The organism is Rhizobacter sp. Root1221 (assembly GCF_001425785.1).
Taxonomy (GTDB): Bacteria; Pseudomonadota; Gammaproteobacteria; order Burkholderiales; family Burkholderiaceae_C; genus Rhizobacter.
The window spans coordinates 65927-87252 of sequence record NZ_LMDI01000011.1 but is presented as its reverse complement, the minus strand read 5'-3'; the positions used below and the strand labels follow the sequence as shown (position 1 = coordinate 87252).

Annotated in this window: 24 protein-coding genes and 1 tRNA gene; 19 read left to right on the top strand and 6 right to left on the bottom strand. The window is 65.4% G+C overall.

Annotated elements, in window-relative coordinates:
• The first annotated feature begins 2 nt into the window (after positions 1-2).
• From ASC87_RS09605 to terL, 7 genes are read left to right on the top strand one after another with little or no spacing between them, the layout of a single operon-like run.
• Positions 3-269 carry a hypothetical protein gene (locus ASC87_RS09605; RefSeq protein ID WP_056660105.1) on the top strand — a complete coding sequence of 89 codons (267 nt, stop codon included), beginning with the start codon at positions 3-5 and terminating at the stop codon, positions 267-269.
• Positions 266-2647: a tail fiber domain-containing protein gene (locus ASC87_RS09600; protein WP_056660102.1), complete on the top strand. Its 2382-nt coding sequence runs from the start codon at positions 266-268 to the stop codon at positions 2645-2647. The genes ASC87_RS09605 and ASC87_RS09600 overlap by 4 nt, the downstream gene beginning before the upstream one ends.
• Before the next feature lie 29 nt (positions 2648-2676).
• Positions 2677-2907, top strand: coding sequence for a hypothetical protein (locus tag ASC87_RS09595; protein WP_056660099.1), 231 nt, complete (start codon positions 2677-2679; stop codon positions 2905-2907).
• Positions 2908-2910: 3 nt separating this feature from the next.
• Entirely contained in the window at positions 2911-3198 is a 288-nt protein-coding gene (locus ASC87_RS09590; RefSeq protein WP_056660097.1) for a hypothetical protein, read from the top strand.
• Positions 3195-3614, top strand: a complete 420-nt coding sequence (locus ASC87_RS09585) for a GNAT family N-acetyltransferase (RefSeq protein WP_056660094.1) — start codon at positions 3195-3197, stop codon at positions 3612-3614. The genes ASC87_RS09590 and ASC87_RS09585 overlap by 4 nt, the downstream gene beginning before the upstream one ends.
• Positions 3611-3898, top strand: a complete 288-nt coding sequence (locus tag ASC87_RS09580; RefSeq protein WP_056660091.1) for a hypothetical protein — start codon at positions 3611-3613, stop codon at positions 3896-3898. Before ASC87_RS09585 ends, ASC87_RS09580 begins: the two co-directional genes overlap by 4 nt.
• A 56-nt stretch (positions 3899-3954) precedes the next feature.
• Positions 3955-5796, top strand: coding sequence for a phage terminase large subunit (gene terL / locus ASC87_RS09575; protein ID WP_235582123.1), 1842 nt, complete (start codon positions 3955-3957; stop codon positions 5794-5796).
• 5 nt (positions 5797-5801) lie between these two features.
• On the opposite strand, the gene ASC87_RS09570 is transcribed toward terL, so the two are convergent.
• Entirely contained in the window at positions 5802-6686 is an 885-nt protein-coding gene (locus tag ASC87_RS09570) for a hypothetical protein (protein ID WP_056660084.1), read from the bottom strand.
• Between the two features lie 146 nt (positions 6687-6832).
• Here ASC87_RS09570 and ASC87_RS31725 point away from each other — a divergent pair, with 146 nt between their 5' ends.
• From ASC87_RS31725 to ASC87_RS31720, 5 genes are all read left to right on the top strand, one after another.
• On the top strand, positions 6833-7018 hold the full coding sequence (locus ASC87_RS31725) for a hypothetical protein (protein WP_157603936.1): 186 nt from the start codon (positions 6833-6835) through the stop codon (positions 7016-7018).
• A gap of 1147 nt (positions 7019-8165) precedes the next feature.
• Positions 8166-8393: a hypothetical protein gene (locus ASC87_RS09560; protein ID WP_056660077.1), complete on the top strand. Its 228-nt coding sequence runs from the start codon at positions 8166-8168 to the stop codon at positions 8391-8393.
• Entirely contained in the window at positions 8390-8626 is a 237-nt protein-coding gene (locus ASC87_RS09555; protein WP_056660074.1) for a hypothetical protein, read from the top strand. The genes ASC87_RS09560 and ASC87_RS09555 overlap by 4 nt, the downstream gene beginning before the upstream one ends.
• A 44-nt stretch (positions 8627-8670) precedes the next feature.
• The gene (locus ASC87_RS09550) at positions 8671-9267 is read left to right on the top strand and encodes a hypothetical protein (RefSeq protein WP_056660071.1); all 597 of its coding nucleotides are present in this window, start codon (positions 8671-8673) and stop codon (positions 9265-9267) included.
• 381 nt (positions 9268-9648) lie between these two features.
• Entirely contained in the window at positions 9649-9816 is a 168-nt protein-coding gene (locus ASC87_RS31720; protein WP_235582122.1) for a hypothetical protein, read from the top strand.
• A 42-nt stretch (positions 9817-9858) separates the two neighbouring features.
• Here ASC87_RS31720 and ASC87_RS09540 read toward each other — a convergent pair whose 3' ends face one another.
• On the bottom strand, positions 9859-10476 hold the full coding sequence (locus tag ASC87_RS09540) for a hypothetical protein (RefSeq protein WP_056660065.1): 618 nt from the start codon (positions 10474-10476) through the stop codon (positions 9859-9861).
• A gap of 312 nt (positions 10477-10788) precedes the next feature.
• Positions 10789-11073, bottom strand: a complete 285-nt coding sequence (locus tag ASC87_RS09535; protein ID WP_056660062.1) for a hypothetical protein — start codon at positions 11071-11073, stop codon at positions 10789-10791.
• A gap of 430 nt (positions 11074-11503) precedes the next feature.
• Here ASC87_RS09535 and ASC87_RS31715 point away from each other — a divergent pair, with 430 nt between their 5' ends.
• From ASC87_RS31715 to ASC87_RS33595, 3 genes are all read left to right on the top strand, one after another.
• Positions 11504-11677, top strand: coding sequence for a hypothetical protein (locus ASC87_RS31715; protein WP_157603933.1), 174 nt, complete (start codon positions 11504-11506; stop codon positions 11675-11677).
• Positions 11678-12032: 355 nt separating this feature from the next.
• Complete coding sequence (locus ASC87_RS09530; protein ID WP_056660059.1) at positions 12033-12401, top strand: helix-turn-helix domain-containing protein; 369 nt, start codon at positions 12033-12035, stop codon at positions 12399-12401.
• A 498-nt stretch (positions 12402-12899) separates the two neighbouring features.
• Complete coding sequence (locus ASC87_RS33595; protein WP_056660050.1) at positions 12900-14168, top strand: site-specific integrase; 1269 nt, start codon at positions 12900-12902, stop codon at positions 14166-14168.
• A gap of 18 nt (positions 14169-14186) precedes the next feature.
• Here ASC87_RS33595 and ASC87_RS09510 read toward each other — a convergent pair.
• Both ASC87_RS09510 and hrcA read right to left on the bottom strand, forming a co-directional pair.
• Positions 14187-14263: transfer RNA gene (locus tag ASC87_RS09510), tRNA-Ile, on the bottom strand.
• Positions 14264-14298: 35 nt separating this feature from the next.
• Positions 14299-15306 carry a heat-inducible transcriptional repressor HrcA gene (gene hrcA, locus ASC87_RS09505; RefSeq protein ID WP_056660047.1) on the bottom strand — a complete coding sequence of 336 codons (1008 nt, stop codon included), beginning with the start codon at positions 15304-15306 and terminating at the stop codon, positions 14299-14301.
• A 79-nt stretch (positions 15307-15385) separates the two neighbouring features.
• Between hrcA and ASC87_RS09500 the strand changes: the two genes are divergently transcribed.
• The 4 genes from ASC87_RS09500 to ASC87_RS09485 all read left to right on the top strand — a co-directional run bounded on the left by ASC87_RS09500 (position 15386) and on the right by ASC87_RS09485 (position 19681).
• Positions 15386-16258: an NAD kinase gene (locus ASC87_RS09500; RefSeq protein WP_056660044.1), complete on the top strand. Its 873-nt coding sequence runs from the start codon at positions 15386-15388 to the stop codon at positions 16256-16258.
• A gap of 158 nt (positions 16259-16416) precedes the next feature.
• Positions 16417-18108, top strand: a complete 1692-nt coding sequence (gene recN / locus ASC87_RS09495) for a DNA repair protein RecN (protein WP_056660041.1) — start codon at positions 16417-16419, stop codon at positions 18106-18108.
• Complete coding sequence (gene rapZ, locus ASC87_RS09490; protein ID WP_056660038.1) at positions 18105-19043, top strand: RNase adapter RapZ; 939 nt, start codon at positions 18105-18107, stop codon at positions 19041-19043. The genes recN and rapZ overlap by 4 nt, the downstream gene beginning before the upstream one ends.
• A gap of 17 nt (positions 19044-19060) precedes the next feature.
• Positions 19061-19681, top strand: coding sequence for an LON peptidase substrate-binding domain-containing protein (locus ASC87_RS09485; RefSeq protein WP_056660035.1), 621 nt, complete (start codon positions 19061-19063; stop codon positions 19679-19681).
• Between the two features lie 33 nt (positions 19682-19714).
• Here ASC87_RS09485 and ASC87_RS09480 read toward each other — a convergent pair whose 3' ends face one another.
• A complete protein-coding gene (locus ASC87_RS09480) occupies positions 19715-21289 on the bottom strand; it encodes a carboxypeptidase regulatory-like domain-containing protein (protein ID WP_056660031.1) in 1575 nt (524 codons plus the stop codon).
• Positions 21290-21326: the final 37 nt, after the last annotated feature.

Sequence of the window (21326 nt, the reverse complement as noted above, 5' to 3'; positions counted from 1 at the left end):
ACATGGCAATCATCAAGACGACCGAGACCCCCCACGGGGTCCCGGCGACGTACCACCGCGTCCTGGGCGTCACCGCCCACGAAGGCGCCACCCAGGTCACCGTGGCGATCTACGCGACCCCCGAGGCCCGTGTCGCCGGCAAGCACCCGCTCTGGCACGAGCACATCGACCTTCCCCTGGACCTCCGTCCACTCATCTACTCGGCCCTGGCAGAGCACGGCCCCCTGACGGGAGGCGTGGCTGACACGGCCCCCGAAGGAACTCAATGAGCACCATCTGGTATCGGACCGGCACGGTCACCCTGACCCAGGGTTCGGACGTGCTGCTGTCCACCGGCTCGCTGTTCACGACCAACGTGAAGACGGGCGACATGTTCATCGGCCCGAACATGTCCATGTACGAGGTCAAGACCATCGTCACGGACAACCACATCGTCCTCGCCACACCCTGGGTCGGCGCGACGTACACCGGGACCGACTGGTCCATCGCCCCCACCTCGGCCCAGCTCAAGGGTCTGGCGAAGCAGATCACCGAACTGATCGCGCTGTATCAGGACCTGCCACAGCTCGCGGCCGAGGTTACGACCGGCGCAACCGCGGCGCAGGCGAGCGTCATCGCAGCGGCAGCCAGTGCGTCGACAGCCTCTCAGGCTGCGACGACCGCCCAGGGCCACCGGGACTCCGCAGCAACCAGCGCGAGCAACGCCAGCGACAGCGCGATTGCGGCGGCCACGAGCGCCACCAACGCAAACACCAGCGCCACCAACGCGTCCCAAGCTCGCACCGATGCACAGACCGCCGCGACGGCCTCTGCTGCCTCGGCGGCATCCGCGAAGGTGAAGACAGTAGCCGGACGCGAAGGCGACGTGGTTCTGACCGGGGCCGACCTGGGAAGCAACCCGACCTTCACCGGCACGCCTTCGGCCGCCGGACTGAACCTCACCGGCAAGCTCTCGGTGGCAACTGGAGGCGTGGAGGTGACTGGCGCCGCCCCGGCCATCGCCACCGGCGCTTCGCGCGTCAACGTGGGGGTGCTCAACGGTTTGCCCGCCATCCGCATGGTGGCGGCAAGCGGAGGGGCCGACGAGAAGCTCTCCGACATCCACCCGAACGTCAACAACATCCGGTTCCGTCTGGTCAACGACGCGGACAATGCCGCGCAGAACTGGCTTGTGGTGAACCGAATCGGCATGACCGTCTCGTCAATCTCCTGGCCGCAGGGGACCATGTCCATGAACGGCGCGGTATCGGTCGTTGCGCCGACAGGTATACCGCTTGATGCTCGCTCGCCGACCAACGGCTACTACGTGTACGGACGCAACACAACGACCGGCCACTACCTTGCGCTCTCCAGCGACGCCACCGGCCCTCGCCTTGAGTTCGGCAACGGTGCCGGCCTGCGATTCGGCGATGGGGCAACTGATCGGGTGTGGCTCGGCGTTGGCGGTGCAACCCTTGGCATCGGCATCTCGCCGGCTGCACCGCTTCACGCAGTTCTGACATCGAACACCACGTACAGTTCCGCGGACATGATGGCGTCCGGCGTGGTTTCGACTTTGCGGAACATGTCCACCACCAACGGCACGGCCGGTGTCATTCGCCTGGAGGCGACTGGATCGGCCAGCAATGCTGTAACGGGCATTGCTGCTGTTCACGTGGGGGACGGAGCGTCAGCGCTGACTTTCGGAACACGCGCCAACGCGGCTTCGAGCATCGCCGAGGGAATGCGTCTGAGGGGCGCCAGTTTGGGCCTGGGATACGCTCCGCCCGCATACGGCGCGGGGATCAACGTGGTTGGCGTGAGCGCAGCCATCCAGGCGGTGTTAGACGTTGCGCTCGATGGGGTGCGGCAAGGCACGTTCACGACTGACGGGACGATTGTGGGCATGGGCTCCGTCACGAACAAGCCAGTTGTTGTCTTCCAGAACGGCACTGAGCATTCTCGGTTCAATTCCAGTGGGCTAGGGATCGGCGTTGCCGCAACCTGCAAGCTCGACGTATTTGGTAACTACATCTTCGCCCGAGACGGCACATACGCTGGCTATTTTGGCAAGGGGAGTGACTTGGTTCTTGGAGCTGGAGCCGCTGACCTTGGCATCCGCACGAGCACGGGGAACATTTGCTTTGGCACTTCTACGGGCATCGAGCGGATGCGGGTACCCTCGGGTGGTGGGTTGTTCGTCGGGACCAGTACCGGCATCGGGTCCGGTGCTCATGTGAGTATCAGTTCCGGCGGCAATGCCATCCACACCAACTCCCCCATTGGCTCCATCGCGCTCGGTGTCCATGTGAACGGAACGTACGCGGGTGGCGTCGTCACCACGTCGGCGAGCACGATCTCCTTCAACACCTCGTCCGACCGGCGCCTCAAAGAGAACATTGAGGACGCCCGGTCCTCCGGCGACCTCCTGGACTCCATCCGAGTCCGCACGTTCAACTTCAAGTCCGACCCGGACAAGATCCAGCAAGTCGGCTTCGTCGCCCAGGAGCTGTTCGAGGTCTACCCAGACGCAGTGACCCCCGGCGAGATCGGCGACGCCGTGAACCGTCCGTGGGGCGTCGACTTCTCCAAACTCGTCCCCCTGCTCGTAAAGGAAGTCCAGGAGCTGCGCAAGCGCGTGGCGGTCCTGGAACCCGTACCCGCTTGACCCTTCCATAAACCAACTCCAACAACATCATGTCCAAGCACACCGCTGCCATCTTCGCCCACCAAGGCTACGTCTCCGCCATCGCCTTCAAGGGTGAGCCCCTGAACTTCAACGGCACCCTGGTCAAGGAGCTGGCCGCCGAAACGCACGAGGCACTCGCCGAACAACTCGGCGAAGTCACCCCGGTCGGCGTCGGCTCGCCCTGGCCCCCGGTCGGAGCCGTGAAGGCCGCGAAGCCGGCCAAGGCGTCCAAGGAGTAATCCATGCGTGACGAGTCCCTCGGACTCACCCAGATGCTGGCGACCCTCGCGGTCGTCGGCGTGGTGATCGCAGTCGGCAAGCTCCTCGCCTCCAACGAGAAGTTCTGCTGGCGGCTCGCCTTCGGCCGCTCCATCGTGTCCGCCGGACTCGCTGTGGCCGCCGGGGCCATCCTGGCCTTCGTGCCGGGCGTACCCCAACTGGGCGTGATCGGCCTTGCCGCCGCGTCCGCCGTCCTCGGTGAGCAGTTCCTCGAGAAGCTCATCGCCAACAAGGTCGGCACCAGCTCGTGACCTTCAAGTACCGCCGGGCCACTCCGCATGACGCGGAGACCCTGCGGGCCCTGCACGTCCTCACCTTCCCCACTGACGACCACGAGAACTACCTCGAAGGTTTCTGGTGGATCGTGGAGGACGCTGGCGAGCCCTGCGCCTTCGCCGGCATGCGTGAGTCCTTCACCCTGCCCGGTGCCCTGTACCTGAGCCGCTGCGGCGTCCTTGCCTCTCATCGAGGCAAGGGCATCCAGCGAACGCTCCTCACCCGTCGACTCGCCCACGCCAAGCGCATCTACGCGCCCGCGGCGATCTCGACCACCCTGAACAACATCCCCAGCGCGAACAACCTGATCCGCGCTGGCTTCCGCCTGTACCGACCCGAGGACCCCTGGGGCTCCGCCGGGACTCTGTACTGGCTCAAGGAACTCACATGACCGAGAAGACCAACGAGCCGGTGATCCGCGCTGCTTTCGAGCAGTGTCTGGTCGACGGGCTCAAGGGCCAACCTGTGGTCACCAAGGACGGCCCCGTGCGGGACAACGACGGCGAGCTGATGATGGGTCCCCCGGACTCCTCGTTCCTCTCCGTGGTCCGCGCCTACCTCAAGGACCTCTGCGGCATCGGCGAGCCCAAGGACAAGCCGGCGCCCATCCAGGCCGGCCAGCCCCGCGGTGCCCTCGCAGCGTTCGCCAAAGGACAGGGCTTGCCCTTCCAGTGACCTCCCGCCCCTGGTGGTGGGATCGGGACGACGCCGTCCTGGCGGACTTCCGCAACATGCTGTACCTGGTCTGGCAACACCTCGGCCTTCCACCGCCGACGCCAGCCCAGTACGACATCGCTTACTTCCTGCAATTCGGCTGGGCCGGCTACGGGATCCTCCTGGACTCCCACGGCAACGACCGCCCCGGCACCGAGTTCGACTGGCACGGGCCTGAGACCGAGGAACCCGACCGCACCGGTACACGCCGACTGCTTGAGCCGAACCCCCTGGGGCGTGAGGACATCCTGGAAGCCTTCCGCGGCATCGGGAAGTCCTACGCGACCTCCGCCTTCGCCCTGTGGCGCCTGGAGCGAGACCCGTACCGCGAGAAGATCACGGTGCTGTCCGCCTCCGGTTCCAAGGCCAAGGAGTTCGTGAGCATGACCAAGGTCCTGCTCAACACGATGGACCGCTTCGAGCACATGCGCCCGAGGCCGGACCAGCGAGACACGGCCTACGAGTTCGACGTCAACGGCGCTTCGATCTCGCAGTCCAAGTCCGTGCGGGCAGTGGGTATCACGGGCCAGATCACCGGCTCGCGCTCCACGCTCATCATCCCGGACGACATCGAGGTCGTGGACAACTCCCGGACCGTCGAGGCCCGCGAGCGTCTGCTACACAAGACCAACGAGTTCTCGGCCATCAAGGTGACCGGTGGGGCTGACGTCATCTGCCTGGGCACGCCCCAGACGGAGGAGTCGATCTACACCAAGCTCATCAAGACGCAGGGGTACCTCGCCTGGATCCTGCCGGCCCGCTACCCGGTCGCTGCCAAGCGCGAGGGCTACGTGTTCGACCGCGAGGGCAAGGAGCCCTGGGACGCCCTGTGCCCCCGGGCCCGCAAGGTGGACGGCAACTCGCTGCTCGCCTGGACGCCCACGGACCCCGAGCGGTTCAACGAACACGAGCTGCTCAACCGCGAGTCCAAGGGCCGGAGCTACTTCGCCCTCCAGTTCCAGCTCGACACGTCCCTCTCCGACGCGGAGCGCTACCCGCTCAAGCTGAACGACCTGATCGTCATGGCGCTCAACACGCTCAAGGCGCCCGCGTTCGTCACCTGGGGGCACGACTCCCAGGGCAAGAACCTGCGACCGGACCTGCCCCTCCTGGGGTTCTCCGGGGATCACTTCGTCGGCCCATTGTTCATCGACCCGGTCTGGACCGAGTACGAGCAGTCCGTCCTGTTCGTCGACCCCTCAGGCCGCGGCAAAGACGAGACGGCCTGGGCCGTGGTGAAGGTCCTGCACGGCACCATGTACTGCGTGGCTGTCGATGGACTCGCTGGGGATCCCGCGACCGCCATGGCCGCCATCGCACAGTGCGCCTACGAGCACAAGGTAAACGCCGTGGTCGTCGAGCCCAACTTCGCTGGTGGTGTGTGGGTCGCGGCCTTCGAGCCGATCCTGACCGCTGCATGGCCCCCGGCCAAGCGAGGCGACACGGCAGGCTGCACGGTCCTTGAGGCCGAGTGGTCCCGGGCCCAAAAGGAGGTCCGGATCATCGACACCCTTGAGCCAGTCATGACGTCGCACCGCCTCGTGGTGGACGATCACGTGGCCCGGGACGAAACGCTCATGTACCAGCTCACGCGCATCAGCCGTGATAAGGGCTGCCTGACTCACGATGACCGCCTGGACGCCCTCGCCGGCGCGGTGCATCACCTGTCTCAGGTGCTGCGCCAGGACCAGAAGAACGCGGCCCAGGAGTACCAGGAGTCACAGGATGACCTGGAGGTCGAACGGTTCATCGCGTCGTACGAGCGGTTCTCCGCTGGTGACGGCCGAGTGTTCGGAATTCATGCGGACGAGGAGGACTGGGATGACCGGTACGAGGTCCTGAGAGTCACCGTGCACTAGGCAAGTCAGACCCCTCCGAAGTAGGCCAGGACCAGCTTTGACACCGTGGCGGCCGCAACGCCCTGAGCCGCCTTCGCGGTGAAGCCTGCCAACCACCCGCCTGCGGAGGCGCCCAAACCATTGCTCCCGCTCTGCTTGTCTGCCTCGATGGCCCTCTTCAATTCGTCGGAGTCGGCCTGCCCTACACCGGCGCCGCGCAACGCTGCAATGAGCCCATCGAGGTCACCGGGAGCTACCGAGTACGCCGTCTGGGAGACCTGATTTCCGCCGGCAGAGTAGTTCTGCACGGCACCATTGAAGGTGCTATTGAAGTTCTGTGTCAAGGTTGCCTCCGGAGGTGTTTGAGCAAAGCCAACAAGGTTGCCGGCTTCGGGATGGGTTCGTTCTAGCGTCAGTGTGAACTCAAGGATGCGGTTTACAACCTGGTCGACTACGCCAGCCACTGCGGACAGCGAAAGTTCAGACCATGCCTTGGTGACCTGCGCACCGCGAACAATGTTCTGGGTGTGCTTGAACATGAACTCCATCGGCCACGGAATGGTCAAGGTCCCAGACTTGGAAGCATTGGTGACCAAATGCTGAAGTTCAGAGATTCCGTCGCGGAACTCGTGAATAAGCAACTTGCCTCGGATCTCTTCAGGAATTTGATAAGTTGGTAGATCAATCTGGCCGGACCAATAGCCTGCAATGAGCCCCCGGTTCACCATCGAGACGTGCCTGTAGTCGGGAACTGGAACACCAGCTGGATAACCTTTGAGTTCCCAGGTCACCCAGTCCAACAGCGGCCGATAGTCGACCCGCTGGGCGAGAACCAAACACAGCCGCAGCAGGCGAGCCACATCGGCGTCTTTAGCTATAGCAGCTTCAGTGATCTCTCGAAGAAGACTCATAGCGGGATCCTAGTTGATTGACGAGTCGTATAGGTCTTGGTGCGCCCTGGTCTCACGGGACTCGTGGCGCCTCCGTTGCGGCTTCTCCTCAATTGTTTGCATGTCACTCCCTCCTGCCGTCTGGGTACCGGTTGGTCTCGGGGCCCATGGCAAGCCTCGAATCCACCGGGCTGCTCTGGTTGCTCTTTGGTCTCAGGGAAGGCGCCGCGCCGCCATTGCGCGGCTCCGGTGGGTGCTGCGACCAGGACCAGGACCACACCGCGTGGATGCCTACCAGCGACGCGCACCCGAAGCAGAACATGAAGACGAAGAGCCTCCCGCCCGAGCGGTAACGATCAAGGCTCTCGATGAGCGCTGGGATGTATTTGAGGACTCGGAACACGGCGTCTCCTGATGGCAGAACGGACGCAATGCTGCCCGAAATGAAAGGTACCCCGCCGCCAGACTTTTCCAGCCAAAAGCCAGAATCTTCCGTAACTCATTGATTCTTCAAGCAAAAATATTTATCAAACTGGTGTCCTGCTCATTTGAGAAAGCGGCGCATCCGGCCGCCAGTTTTCTTCCAGAAAATGCGTGGCCAGTGCTGATGCACCCCCGGCCTCGCCGGGCGCCCCCGTGCCCTCCCCTCACGTTCCTTGCGGATCCGGGATTCCAGGGGTAGGGGCGGGGGTGTCAAGGCGGGCGCATATCCCCCACAGCCGGCCCCCACAGTGGGAACGGATGCGCTGCGCTGTCATAGGTAGCAGCCGGGAGCGACTAGCGGATTCGTACAACTCTGCCCAGCACCTCACCGGCTGCGCGGGTGGGCTCAGGTGAGCACAGTGGCACAGGGTGCGCGGGGTGTTTGGGATGGCCTCGGGCTGTCCTGGACACACTCGCGTGCATCTGTCAGCCACTGTTTTTTCGTTTGACCTGTGTGCGCCCTGGCTATGGCTCAGTGCGTGAGCCTGTGACCTCCTAGGCCCGCCCTTCGGGCTCGCTCCAGCGCAGGCATGGATGACGTGGGCCCACCGGGCGCACCCATGACATAGCGCGAGTTGCTTATGTCCTTTCGCTCCACTCAGGTATTGAATTGATCCGCTTGCATAGTTCGAGTTGCTCAGGCACAGTCCAACCAATCGCAGCAAACAACGGATTAATTCCCACGCAGCGATGCCGCTAAGGACCAGCGGGATAGAAGAAGGGAACCAGCCGACACACGATCCCCAGCGAAAGCGGGGCGAGGGCAAGGCCAGACCGGGATGACCTAGGCGATGCCGCGTGCCTAGCGACTGCGACGGAACAACTAGGGGCTTCGGCCCCCGGTTAACCAAAGGGTCACAGCGTTGGCCCTTCGTTTAGCCCTTCAACTAGTCCGAGTTACTGTGCAAAGAAGATCATGACCGCCTACGACATCACCCCCGACGCTGAAACCCTTGAACTGTTCGAGCAAGCCGCCTTAGAGGCTGCTGTTGCCGCCCTCGTCAATGGGGATGTGCAATGAACCGCGTACTCTGCAAAGGCTTCTCGGTCGAACGTCCTGACCGCATAGAGATTCTGTTCGCCCAGTTGCCCGACGGACGCGTGGTGCGGCATGGCCCGGTGCCCTTCTCCCACCACTTCGATGCACCCGGCCGTGTGTGTGAATCGGTGGACTACGTGCCCGGCACTGCCGAGTACATCGGCACCTATCTGGTGCCCGCCGTGATCCTCGGGGACACGCAATGAGAGCCCGCGGCATCACCACCGTCATCGGGAAGCGCACCCACCCAACTGACCGCATCGTCGACATGCTCAAGACCGTAGGCGAACCCCAAGACCGCCGGGTGTACGTGATTCGCTCGGATCACTGGGACGAGTGGCGTTCGGAACTGTGGGTCGATGGCGAGTACGTCGCACAAGCCCACAGGGCCAGCCTGCAAGCCGCGAAGGTCACTGCTGACGCACTCATGACGCCCTGAACTAGTTCTAGTTACCCACTGCAACCCGCTCACGAGACACCAACATGACCACCGAGAACCACGCCGAACAACAAGCCCGCGCCCAAGTCGCCAGTGTGTGCGCCATGGTCGCCGCCCTGGAATGCGACTGGGACCGCCTGGAAGAACTGCGGGACGACTGCGCCGAGGTGCTGGAGCTTCGCGGCGAGTGCCTGCGGCTGCGACAGGCCCAGTGCCAGGAGGGTGCATCCAAGGGCGTCACTGATGCGCTCGTCGCCTTCGAGCTGGAGCACGGCGACCGCCTGCGCGAACTGGAAGACGAAATGTCCTCGGAGGTCGAAGAACTCGCCGAGCTTGAGGAAGCCGCAGGCGACTACGACGACCGCGAAGACGCAGAACGGGCCATCGATGAAGACCCGTTGTCGGTCGAGGTGCGCAGCGGCTGGGGATCTCCTGGTGATTCCCTGGACCCCGAGGAGTACCGAATCGTCCTGTGCACTGGCGGCCCGCACGTCGAGCTTGTAGGCGACCTTGACCACCACGGCGAGCCCTGCAGCGTCCGTGTCCAGTATCGGGACTGGGGCACCTCCGGCGAGCTTTTCGACTTCGATCACGAAGCGGTTCTGACCTATTGCCGGCAGCACGGCCTCGGGAGCTACTGACCACATGCGCCGACGCCGCCGCAAACGCAGGAGAAGACGGGCCGCGAACTAGTCCGACCTGCTCACGATAGCTACAGCTACAGCGCATCCCCGGGTGTGCTGTGTCGGTCGCTGTTGACCGCTATCGCGCACCCGTGCGCCTGCTCTATGTCCCTCTACTGCGTCCGCATCAGCTACCCGCCCGGCCTGGGCGTTGCCTCCTACCTCTCCCACCGTGACCGCTCGACGTGGTCCAGAAGACAGGCCCAGCGCCACGCGGCGGACGTTCGCGCGGGGCGTACCGGCATCCGGGGTTTCCGGACGGTCGACGTGGTCCCCCACGACTAAGCGGAAGGATGCACAATGAAAGCCCCTGCCCTTCACGCCCGCGAAGCCGCCCGCATGGAAGCCGAAACCGCCAAGATCCGCGCCGAGACTGCGAAGCTGAACGCGGAGCGGCGCAAGATCATCGTTGACACCCTGCTGGCGCCCTTCGCGCTGGGTGTCGCCGTGACCGTCGGACTTTCGGGTGTCATCCTCGTGCTGTTGAAACAGTTCGGGGTGTCCTGAGCCGCCAGCGACCGGGCCTAGAAGCCGTGACGCGGCCCGGTTTCACATGGGACCCAACGCCCGCCGCAACAGGTTCCATCGTGTGCCGAGCCGAAGCCCCTTACGCATCACCCCGACGGACTGGTCGTCGTTTCTCGCTGTGAATCGGTAGTTGTACCGGTGTCTGTTGACGTCGATCAGTCTCAGTTCAAGATCTTTCCTTGCTTCCTTGAACTTCTTTAGCTGCCTAGGGAGTTCAGCGGACCTCCTGTCCGAAGCAAACACAAAGAAGTCCTCGGCATGCCGTTCCTTCGCGAGCACCATGACGGTCGCCTGTCGGCCGGACGCAATCGTCCGCTCCCGAACCATCTCCGGCCCTTCAGCGGCCAGCCACATTAGCCCCGGCCCCACGTACTCCTTTAGATCGGGGTCGTAGACCCGAGCTTCGACGATGGTGGCGGCATCGCGATTGAACGGCAATCCGAAGAACGAGGGGCGGTTATGGATCGTGAAGGAGGTAGCCATGACGTCCTTTCCGGCAACGTCAAAGCCTCCTGATCCGATCCCGCCAAGTTCTAGCTTCGGACGCTTCGCCGAGTATCCAAGCCAGAAGCTCGCAAGACCAATACCCGCCTTGCCCATCACGTCGAGCAGCCATGCGGGAATGTCAACGAAAGTCATAGCTGTCCCCTGCGTTCCTGTAGACAAGCTGAATTGTCCCGCAAGTCCCGCAGCCCTATTGGGGCCCGCTGTAGACATCGCATCCGTTAGGCACACCACGGCCGCACCGTGTGCGCTTTGAACGCGTGGCGGGCCCATTGCGCGGCTTCTAGCGCGACTCGCTCACGTCAGCTCCCACCGGAAGGCCGGGGACCACGTTCCGGGACTTCTGGTGGGCACGAGTACTCCGAACCGAAGTGCCCTTCATGACCTCCAGGACCAATCCGCGGCCGAAACCGTGGCGCGAGCGGCCCCCGAAGCCGTGACGCGAACCTAAGTTGTTCCCTTGGACGGCAGGTTCGGGCAATTCACCTTGCCGTCGCCGTCTGGATCCAGCGTGTATTCCGGCGGCAGATCCGGGCGGGCCCCAGGGTGCCGGTTGTACCACTCCTGAGCCCACTCCAGCCACACGAGGTCCCCGCACCGCCATGGGCCTGGGGAGTTCACGGCGTAGTCGTACTTCTCCTGATCGGTCTGCGGGTCCTGGCTCTCCCCGCCCCCACAGGCGGTCAGGAGGGAGAGCGCTGCGGCCATCGCCGCGGTCTTCATGTGGTGCATCCCATGAGTTTCCCCGAGCAACACACCGCCCTCCAGAGCCTCTCCGTGACAGAGGTCACACCTAACCGCGCCGGCTGTCAGTGGCTCATCCCGTGAGCCAGTGATCGGCAAACATTACTGTATAGAACAACAGCCTTCATGACTCACCTGAATCCTGCACCCATCTTTGGAGGAACTTGCCTCCTGCTGTGCGCCGCTGGCGCCGCCCTGTTGATCTGGTCCCTGTGTCGCTTCGTGCGCGAGGAGACCAAGCAATGACTAAACCCACCCCAGAACAGGAGCGGGAAGCACGTCTCCGCGAGCTTGACCAAGCCGCGACGGCTCGGATGAGGATCAACCAACGCAGGACTTTCCTCCGGTCCGGCATGTCCGAGGACGCCTATCGACAGGCGCTCGGCGAGACACGAGGACGCCGTTTCGGGAGGTCCTGATGAAGCCCCGGCTGCGTTTCGTGCGCAAGGCGGGACGATGGGTCTGCCACGAGGCCGGACTCGTCGGGTGGGGCTGGACGGCCCGGCAGGCATACGCCGACTGGTCCCTCCTGCTGCTGGGGGCCCTGGTGGAAGTCTGGGAGAACCGTGGCGCGGACGACTGGCGGGAATAAACCCCCGCAGGTTGACGGCGCTCCCTCTATGTATCTTAGGACTACACAGGACTCTCTTGATCTCTAGAGAAGTTCTGTACATCCTAAGCATCTTCAACTAGCTGAGTGAACAGCCACCTGTGAAACTCCTGCTGTGAGTCTTAGCTCTCCTAGGACTCCCAAGAGGGGTCTCGAACCTCCGAGCATCGGGCTTGTTACCCGGGCGTAACGCTACGGGCTCTCTTCGGAGGCCCGATTGGAGTAGGGAATCCACCATGTAGGGGGGAGGGATCGTTGCATCCCCCTCCATGGTTTAGCATAGGACGCTGTAAGCACAGATCAACTCATCAACCCACTTCACCCGACGGAGCTACACATGACCGTTCCTACCTCGTCTACGACCCGCGTCCTTCGCAAGCGCTTCGGCGCATGGCTTAAGGAGACTCGCGAGACGGCCGGCCTCACTCAGCTGGACTTGGCGATGAAGCTCGACTTCGCCTATCCGACGATGGTTTCTCAGATCGAACGGGGGATCTCTGCTCTCCCCACCCACGACCTCAAGGTCTGGGCCGAGGCTCTTGGCCTCTCGCAGAAGGATTTCGCGAATCAATGGCTGTACTACATGGAGCCCAACGTCTGGGCCGCACTGAATGGAAAAAACCCTCTCGACATTGAACGTCTGCCCCGAAGCGCCCCGACAATCGCCCGCCGCTCGCAGAAGGCAGGCACAAAGGCTCCTCGCTGACCTGAACCTCGCGCTCCCGACCGAGGACGTCGAGGACGCAACCGACGAGGCAATGCCTTGGTTCGCGCTCACAGGGCGCTCCAATGAGCCCGTCTGCTTCACCTGGGACGACGACTGCGTCACTGTGACCCTGTACTGCGGGATGGCCGTGCAGCGTTGGTCCCAAAGAGCCCTGGACTCCCAGGAAGTCGTGCAGTGGTACTGCAACTTCTCGATGGGCGGGTTCACCAGCAGCCCGAAGGTCCACTGATGGACTTTGAGTTCGCCCTACGCCCACGCGGCCCTGCCATGGAAGCGTTCTTCCTCACCCAGGCCCGCGCACTGGCCGCCTACATCGACCGCCGCGTTCTGGAGCACTTGCTTGCTCAGGCCAGCAGGTCCGCCGCACACACAGCGGCGCTCCATCCACAACCGCAAAGCAGCAGATGAACCCAGCCGTTCAGGGCCTGCCCGTTCCCCCGGGCCCTGACGAGTGTGTTCAACACGAAAGGAGGCCTCATGGCCGTCTACAAACGCCCCGGTTCGTCCGTGTGGCAATGCGAGTTCGAGTTCAAAGGAAAGCGCATCCGCGAGTCGACGGGGGAAACCTCAAAGACCGCAGCGCAGGCCTGGGAGGTGAAGCGCCGCGCTGAGGTCCGGGAGGACCACGAGCTGGCCCGCGCCGGCCGGGGTCGCATGGGCCTGTTCGAGGCCGCGCACGCGTGGCTCGAAGCCACCGAGGCGACCCACCGCAACCACAAGCATGACGTGAGCCGCGTACGAAAGCTGTTCGGATCCGAGCTGGTCAAAGACGGCCCGGAGTGGGTCGAGCGGCACAACGCCCGCTTTGGACTCCCGAAGGATCTGGGTGTTCATGACCTGACCCAGGCTCACCTCGTTGCCCTGAAGAAAGCGCGAGTTGCTGAAGGAAATTCCGCTGCCACCATCAACCGCGAAATGTCGCTGGTGCAGTCCATCCTGGGCTACGTGCAGGCCAGTGGCACCGTGATGCCAGCCACGCCCATCGTGTGGTCGCAGCGTCACAACAAGGCCGCCAGCCTGAAGGCACCAGAAGGAAGGGGCAAGCTGCGCTGGCTCCGCGTGCATGAAGAGGAGAAGCTGCTGGAGTCGCTCCGCGCTGCGGCCTTCCAGGCGCCCAAGGACCGCTCGGCCCTGGACGCGTGGCACTTGTCGATGCTCCTGCTCGACTCGGGGGCCCGCTACAACGAAGCAGCGACGCTTCGGTGGTCCCAAGTGAACTTCGACGAGGGCACCATCGACCTGTTCCGCTCGAAGGTTCAGAACGAGTCCCTGCTGAAGCTGCCGGCGCGGTCTCGCGCAATGCTGGCCGAGCGTCAGACCATCCTGGCGCCGCATCGACTGTCCTACGTCTTCCCGCAACTCAGCGGTAAGGCGTGGTCGGGCGAGGACGTACCCCGCGGCCACGCAACCGGCAGCATTCAACGACACATGGACGATTGCGGACTTAATGACGACCCGACGCAGGACCGTGCGACCCCGCACACGTTCCGGGACACCTTCGCGTCACGGCTCGTCCAGGCCGGTGTACCGCTCCTCACGGTACAGCACCTGCTGGGACACGCGGACGCGAGCATGACTCAGAAGTACGCCCACCTGTGCCCGGATGCGGCTGGCGCCCAGGCCGCCGCAGTGCTCGACCGACTGCACGGGAATAAACCCCCGCAAGGTGACGACCTTATCGCCACCCCACACAAAAGCCCCCGCGGTAGCGTCCCCCACACTAAGCGACTCACTCTCGTCGCCTGACCTCTCACGAGGTAAGTTTGGTAGGCCGTGTTGGACTTGAACCAACGACCAAAGGATTATGAGTCCTCTGCTCTAACCAACTGAGCTAACGGCCCGAAGGGCGCCATTGTAGGCACCGTCCAGCGGCGCCCTACTTCGTGCTCAGCGCGTTGGTGACCAACCGCGACGTGATGTCGACGATCTGGATCATCCGGTCGTAGGCCATGCGGGTAGGGCCGATGACCCCGAGGGTGCCCACGATCTGGCCGTTGACCTCGTACGGGGCGGACACGACGGACAGTTCCTCGAACGGCACGACCCGGCTTTCGCCGCCGATGTAGATGCGCACACCCTCGGCGCGGCTCGACACGTCCAGCAGGCGCATCAGCTGGGTCTTCTGCTCGAAGAGGTCGAACAGCTTGCGCAGGGAACCCATGTCGCTGGAGAAGTCCTGCACGGTGAGCAGGTTGCGCTCGCCGGAGATGACGACCTGCTCCTGGCTGTCGTCGGCCTCGCTGCCGGCGAGCACGGCGGCCTGCATCAGGGCGGCGATTTCGCCGCGCAAGGCATCCACTTCACTCTTCAGGCGCTCGCGCACCTGCTCGATGGACAGGCCGGCGTACTGAGCGGTGAGGAAGTTGCTGGCTTCCTGGAGCTGGCTCTGGGTGTAGTCCTGGGCGGTCAGGATGACGCGGTTCTGCACGTCACCCTCCGGGGTGACCAGGATGACGAGCACCCGGCGCTCGGAGAGGCGCAGGAATTCGATGTGGTGGAAAACGCTGACCTTGCGCGGTGCGGTGACCACGCCCACGAAGCTGGAGAGGCTGGACAGCAGTTGGGCGGCGCTGGCGATGACGCGCTGGGGCTGGTCGGGGTGGATCTGGGGCTGGTCGACGCTGCCCAGGTCGCGCGGCTGCGCGGTGAGCATGGTGTCGACGAACAGGCGGTAGCCGCGGGCGGTGGGGATGCGGCCCGCACTGGTGTGCGGGCTGGCGATGAGGCCCAGGTCTTCCAGGTCGGCCATCACGTTGCGGATGGTGGCCGGGGACAGGTCGAGGCCGGAGGCGCGCGACAGCGTGCGCGAGCCGACGGGTTGCCCGTCTGCGATGTAGCGCTCCACCAGCGCTTTCAACAGGGTCTTCGCACGCTCGTCCAACATGTTCCGATTGTAGGCCGCGCACCGGAAGTGACCGTTCCACGGGCTGGCGCCGTCATGTTGCTGTGGTGTAATTCTGCGCATGTCTTCACGCTTCCGTCATGCCGCTCTCGTGGGCAAATACCAGGCCCGTGGCATCCAGGGGCTGTTGGAAGAAGTTGCCCAGTTCCTGGCGCGCCAAGGGCTCGAGGTTTCGCTCGAACGCGACACCGCGCTGAACACGGGCATGACCGACTACAACGCCCTCAGCCACGAGGAAATGGGCCAGCAGTGCGACCTGGCCATCGTGGTGGGCGGCGACGGCACCATGCTCGGCAGCGCCCGCCAGCTGGCGCAGTTCGGTCTGCCGCTCGTGGGCATCAACCAGGGGCGACTCGGCTTCATCACCGACGTGCCCATCGGCCACTTCGCGGACGCGCTGGCCCCCATGATCGCCGGCGACTACGAAGAAGAACGCCGCACCATGCTCGAAGGCGGCGTGTGGCGCGACGACCGCATGATCTTCGACGGCTACGGCGTGAACGACGTGGTAGTGAGCCGCGGCCCCACCTCGTCGATGATCGAACTCAAGGTGGACATCGGCGAGGAGTTCGTGGGCAACTTCCGCGCCGACGGCCTGATCGTGGCGTCACCCACGGGCTCCACGGCCTACGCGCTGTCGGCCGGCGGCCCCATCCTGCACCCGGGCATCGCGGGCTGGGTGATGGCCCCCATCGCCCCGCACGACCTGTCGAACCGCCCCATCGTGCTGCCCGACGTGGGCCGCATCTGCATCGAACTCGTGCACGGGCGCGACGCGAGCGTCAACTTCGACATGCAGGGCATGGCCAGCCTGCTGACGGGCGACCGGATCATGGTCAGCCGGTCGTCGCACCAGGTGCGGTTCCTGCACCCGCTCGGCTGGAGTTACTACGCCACCCTGCGCCGCAAGCTTCACTGGAATACCGGAGTCTAGGATGGAGAGCCCCCACGCTCACTTCGTTCACTGCCCCCCGAGGGGGCGCTCAGCGCCCTTCGGGCGGCCGGGCGCGTGCATGAGCCCCCACGCTCACTTCGTTCACTGCCCCCCGAGGGGGCGCTCAGCGCCCTTCGGGCGGCCGGGCGGGCGCTGACATGCTGCGCCGCCTGGCCCTCAGAGACTTCGTCATCGTCACCACCCTCGAGGTCGAACTCTCGGACGGGTTTTCGGTGCTCACCGGCGAAACCGGCGCGGGCAAGTCGATCCTGGTCGACGCCGTGCAGCTCGCGCTGGGCAGCCGCGGCGACGCCGGGGTGGTGCGCGAAGGTGCCGCCCGCACCGAAATCACCGCCGAATTCGACGCCCCCGCCAGCCTGCTGGCCTGGCTCGACGCCGCCGGGTTCGAGGGTGCCGATACGCTGTTGCTGCGCCGTGTCATCGACGCGCAGGGCAAGAGCCGCGCGTGGGTGAACGGCAGCCCGGCCACGGTGGCGCAGCTGCGCGAGGCGGCCGATCACCTGGTCGACATCCACGGCCAGCACGCCTGGCAAAGCCTCACCCGGCCCGCCGCAGTGCGTGGCCTGCTCGACGCTTACGCCGGGGTCGACACCGACCCGCTCACCGCCACCTGGGGCGCCTGGAAGGCGGCGTCTGACGCGCTGGACAAAGCCCGCACGCAACAGGCCGACCTGGAACGCGAACGCGAGCGCCTGGCCTGGCAGGTCAACGAGGTGAGCAAGCTGGCGCCGGGCGCCGACGAGTGGGACGAACTCAACGCCGAACACGGCCGGCTGTCGAACGCCCAGGCCCTGATGGACGCGGCCCGCACGGCGCTCGATGCCCTGAGCGAGGCCGACACCAGCGCCGACGGCCTCACCGGCCGGGCCACCGACGCGCTGGAATCGGTGGCCGAACACGATGCCCGGCTCGCGGAAGTGGTGGAGGTGCTGCAAAGCGCCCAGGCCCAGTTGCAGGACGCCGCACACACGCTCAGCAGCTACCTGAACCACGCCGACCTCCACCCCGAGCGGCTGCAGGAACTCGACGAACGCCTGTCGGCCTGGATGAGCCTGGCCAAACGCTACCGCCGCCCACCGGCCGAACTGCCCGCCACGCTGCTGCAGTGGAAGGACGAACTGGCCGCGCTCGACGCCGCGTCCGACCTCGCCGCGCTCGAAGCCCGCGTGAAAACCACGAAGACGGCCTTCGACACCGAAGCCAAACGCATCTCCGCCACGCGGCGCGCCGCGGCACCCAAGCTGAGCCAGGCGGTGACCGCCGCGATGCAGCAGCTCGGCATGGCCGGCGGGATGTTCGAGGTGTCGCTGCTGAAGCAGGACAGCCCGCAGTCGTACGGCCTCGAATCCGCCGAGTTCCTCGTGGCCGGCCACGCGGGCAGCACGCCGCGGCCCATGGCCAAGGTGGCGTCGGGCGGGGAGTTGTCACGCATCGCGTTGGCCATCGCGGTCACCACCAGCCAGCTCGCTCCCCACGGCGAAGCCGCCGGCACGCTGATCTTCGACGAGGTGGACGCCGGGGTAGGCGGCGCCGTGGCCGACACGGTGGGCCGCCTGATGAAGCAGCTGGGCCGCGACCGCCAGGTGATGGCCGTCACCCACCTGCCGCAGGTGGCCGCCTGCGCCGACCACCACTTCGTGGTGGCGAAGGCCGCACACGAGGGCCGCACGCGCAGCGACATCACGCCCGTACACGGTGAAACCCGTGTCGCCGAAATTGCCCGTATGCTGGGGGGTGAACGCCTGTCCAGCACCAGCCTCGCCCACGCGCAGGAACTGCTGTCCGTGGCCGCCACACCCACATCCGCCCGCTCCCGCAAACGACCATGAACACGCCCGCCCCCACCGGAGCCGACAAGCCCCTGCCCAACGAGGTGGTTCTCGTGACGGGCATCTCGGGGTCCGGCAAGTCGGTGGCGTTGCATGCGCTGGAAGACGCCGGGTTCTTCTGCGTGGACAACCTCCCGCCCGAGTTGCTGCGCGAGTTCCTGCGCCTCGAACATGAGCGCTCGCAGCGCCGCGTGGCCATCGCGGTGGACGTGCGCAGTGCCGGCTCGCTGCCCCACCTGCTGCCGCTCATCGAGGAGTTGCGCGGCGAAGGGGTGGTGATCCGCTCGGTGTTCCTCGATGCAGGCACCGAGGCCCTCGTGCGCCGGTTCTCGGAATCGCGCCGCCCTCACCCGCTGTCGCAGCAGACCACGTCCACCAGCCCCAACCGCCGCAAGGAAGACCGCGAGACGGAAGGGCACCGCGCGCTGTACGACGCGATCGAACTGGAACGCGAACTGCTGGCCGAGTTGCGCGAAGTCTCCACCGTGGTGGACACGAGCCAGTTGCGCCCGGCCCAGTTGCGCCTGTGGATCCGCGATCTGGTGCAAGCCGGCAGCCTCGGGCTCACGCTGGTGTTCGAGTCGTTCGCGTTCAAGCACGGTGTGCCGCTCGACGCCGACTTCGTGTTCGACGTGCGCATCCTGCCCAACCCGTACTACATCCGCGAACTGCGGGCGCTGACGGGCCGCGACGACGGTGTCATCCAGTACCTCGAGGCCCAACCCGAGGTGGCCGAGATGATGACCCAGATCGAGACCTTCATCGCCCGCTGGCTGCCCGCGTTCGAGAACGACCAGCGCAGCTACCTGACGGTGGCCATCGGTTGCACCGGGGGCCAGCACCGCTCCGTCTACCTCACCGAAACCCTGGCACGCCGGTTCTCCGCGCGCAGCGTCTCGCTGATCCGCCACCGCGAACTCGACGCACGCGATTGACGTTCTCCCTCCCGCGAATGCGCCCTCGTTCCCCCACCCAGAAGTTGCCGCTCCTTCCGCTGCAGGCCGTGCTGTTCCCCGGTGGACTGCTCAGCCTGAAGGTGTTCGAGGCCCGTTACCTCGACCTGGTCAGCAGCGCGATGCGCGAGCACACGCCGTTCGGCGTGATCGCGGTGCGCCAGGTCGTCGAAGGCGGCAAGGCGTCCGATCCGAACGTGTTCGAGGCCGTGGGGGTGATGGCCGAACTGCTGGAGGTGGACTCGCCCCAGGCCGGCATCCTGCAAGTGCGTGCGCGCGGCCTGCACCGCTTCGAACTGGTAGGGCAGACCCACCTCGCCGACGGGTTGTGGGAAGGCCAGACCCGTGCGCTGGACGAGGACGAGGTGGTGGCACCCGACACCCACCAACTCGAGACGGTGCGCGGGCTTGCCAATGCGATCGGCACGCTGAAACAGCAAGGTTCCGAGCCGTTCCTGAAGCCGTTCCGCTTCGAGGAGGCCGGCTGGGTGGCCAACCGCTGGTGCGAGATCCTGCCCATTTCGGTGGCCGCCAAGCAGCGGCTGATGGAACTGCAGGACCCGGCCAGCCGCCTGCAGCTGGTGGACGACTTCTTGCGCAGCAAGGGCGTGGTGCGCTGACGTCCCGACGCCGGAACGGCGGGACGCCGCGGGTCACGGTGCCGTGCAGTACACCGGTGTGGCCGCCGGCGACAGCGCCGGATCGGATGCCGACCAGCTGTTGACCGGCGTCACGGTGATGCGGCACTGGGCGTCCACCGTGAAGCTGAACACATTCCACCAGACGGTGGTCGGCGTCTCGCCGGCCGACGGTGCAAACACCGAGACCTCGCCGTTGCGGTTGAGTTCGACACGGGCGGGCGAATCGGTGAGGCCCGGTGCGCTGGTGCCGCTGTAGTTGTTCACGGCGTAGCGGTACGTGCCCACCATCAGGCGGCGCACCGTGACCACTTCGGGTCCGAAGCTGCTCGTGTCATCCACGTCGAGTGCCGCGTACGGTGCGGCGGCCAGGTTGCCCTTGGATCCGAAGTACACCGCTTCGCCGTCCGGCGTGAGCAGGTACGAGTCGACGTCGGACGGTGCGCTGCCCCAGCTCAGCTTGATGGTCAGGCCTTCACTCACGCTGCCGAGGACCAGGCATTCCCCTGCCGGCAATGCCGCGAAGTCGACGTCGCTCGGGCCCACGGACAACGTGTTGGAAAAGCGGGTGCCACTTTGGCCGGTCAGCGTGCCTTTGCCGTTGCGCTTCATGGCCACGCTGAAATTGCCATTGGCATCGGTGAGGGCCGAGGCCGTGCCCGAATAGTCGATGCCGTCGGAGTAGACCTGCGCGCCGGCCACGAGGGCCCCCGCCGCGTCCTTCACGCAACCCGAGACCAGGACGGTGTTGTAGTACTGGTCGGCGTTCCAGGTGGTGAAGTGGGTGACCGTGCCTTCGTAGTACTGGTTGGGTGCCGTACCGGTCAGCGCCGCCGTCCCCTCCTCGATCCACACCCCCGTGCCGGTGTCGAACCAGAACAGCGGGATGGTGGGCGTGGGCACGCCGCGGGTGGCCAGCGGGATGCGGATGGTGGCGCTCTTGCCGGCCGCGAGGTTCACCTTCGACCCGGTGGCGTCGGCCAGCGTCACGGTCATCGCGCCGTAGCTTTCGATGCGGGACACGGTGGTGCCCGTGGCCGTTCTCGCCCGGAAGTCACCCGGCATGTAGGCTGGGTTCAAGGCCGGATCGATCGGCGTGACCGACACGGTGACGGCGCCCGAGATCGGCAGGCCGTCGGCGCGAACGAGCGACGCGGGTGGCAGCACGACCTGCGCGACCGACCCTGGCACCGTCACGGTACCACCGGCCACGGCGTCGATCGGCGAGGCCACGGCCACCGGCAACAGCTGGGCGGTGATGTTGGTGGTCTGCTGGTTGACGGCGTTCGCGATGACGACGTTCTCGGCGTAATCGGCTTTCGACACCTTCACCGCGGCCTGCGCGTTGGCCACCGTGAGGAGGCTGAACTTGCCGTTGCTGTCGGTGGTGGCGGTTTGATTGCCGGTGGCCACCGTGGCCCCGACAACCGGGGCGCCGGTGTCCGCGTCCAGGACCGTGCCCGCGACGGTGGCTTGCGGGGCATCGGCAGGTGGCGCGTCACCGCCGCCGCCGCCACAGGCTGTCAACAGGAGGGCGAGGGCCAGCGCGGGTGCGGCTGTCCAGGATGGGAGTGTGATGGGTTGGCGCATGGCTTCCTGCGGATGGAGAGAAGGGATCGCCTCCCCG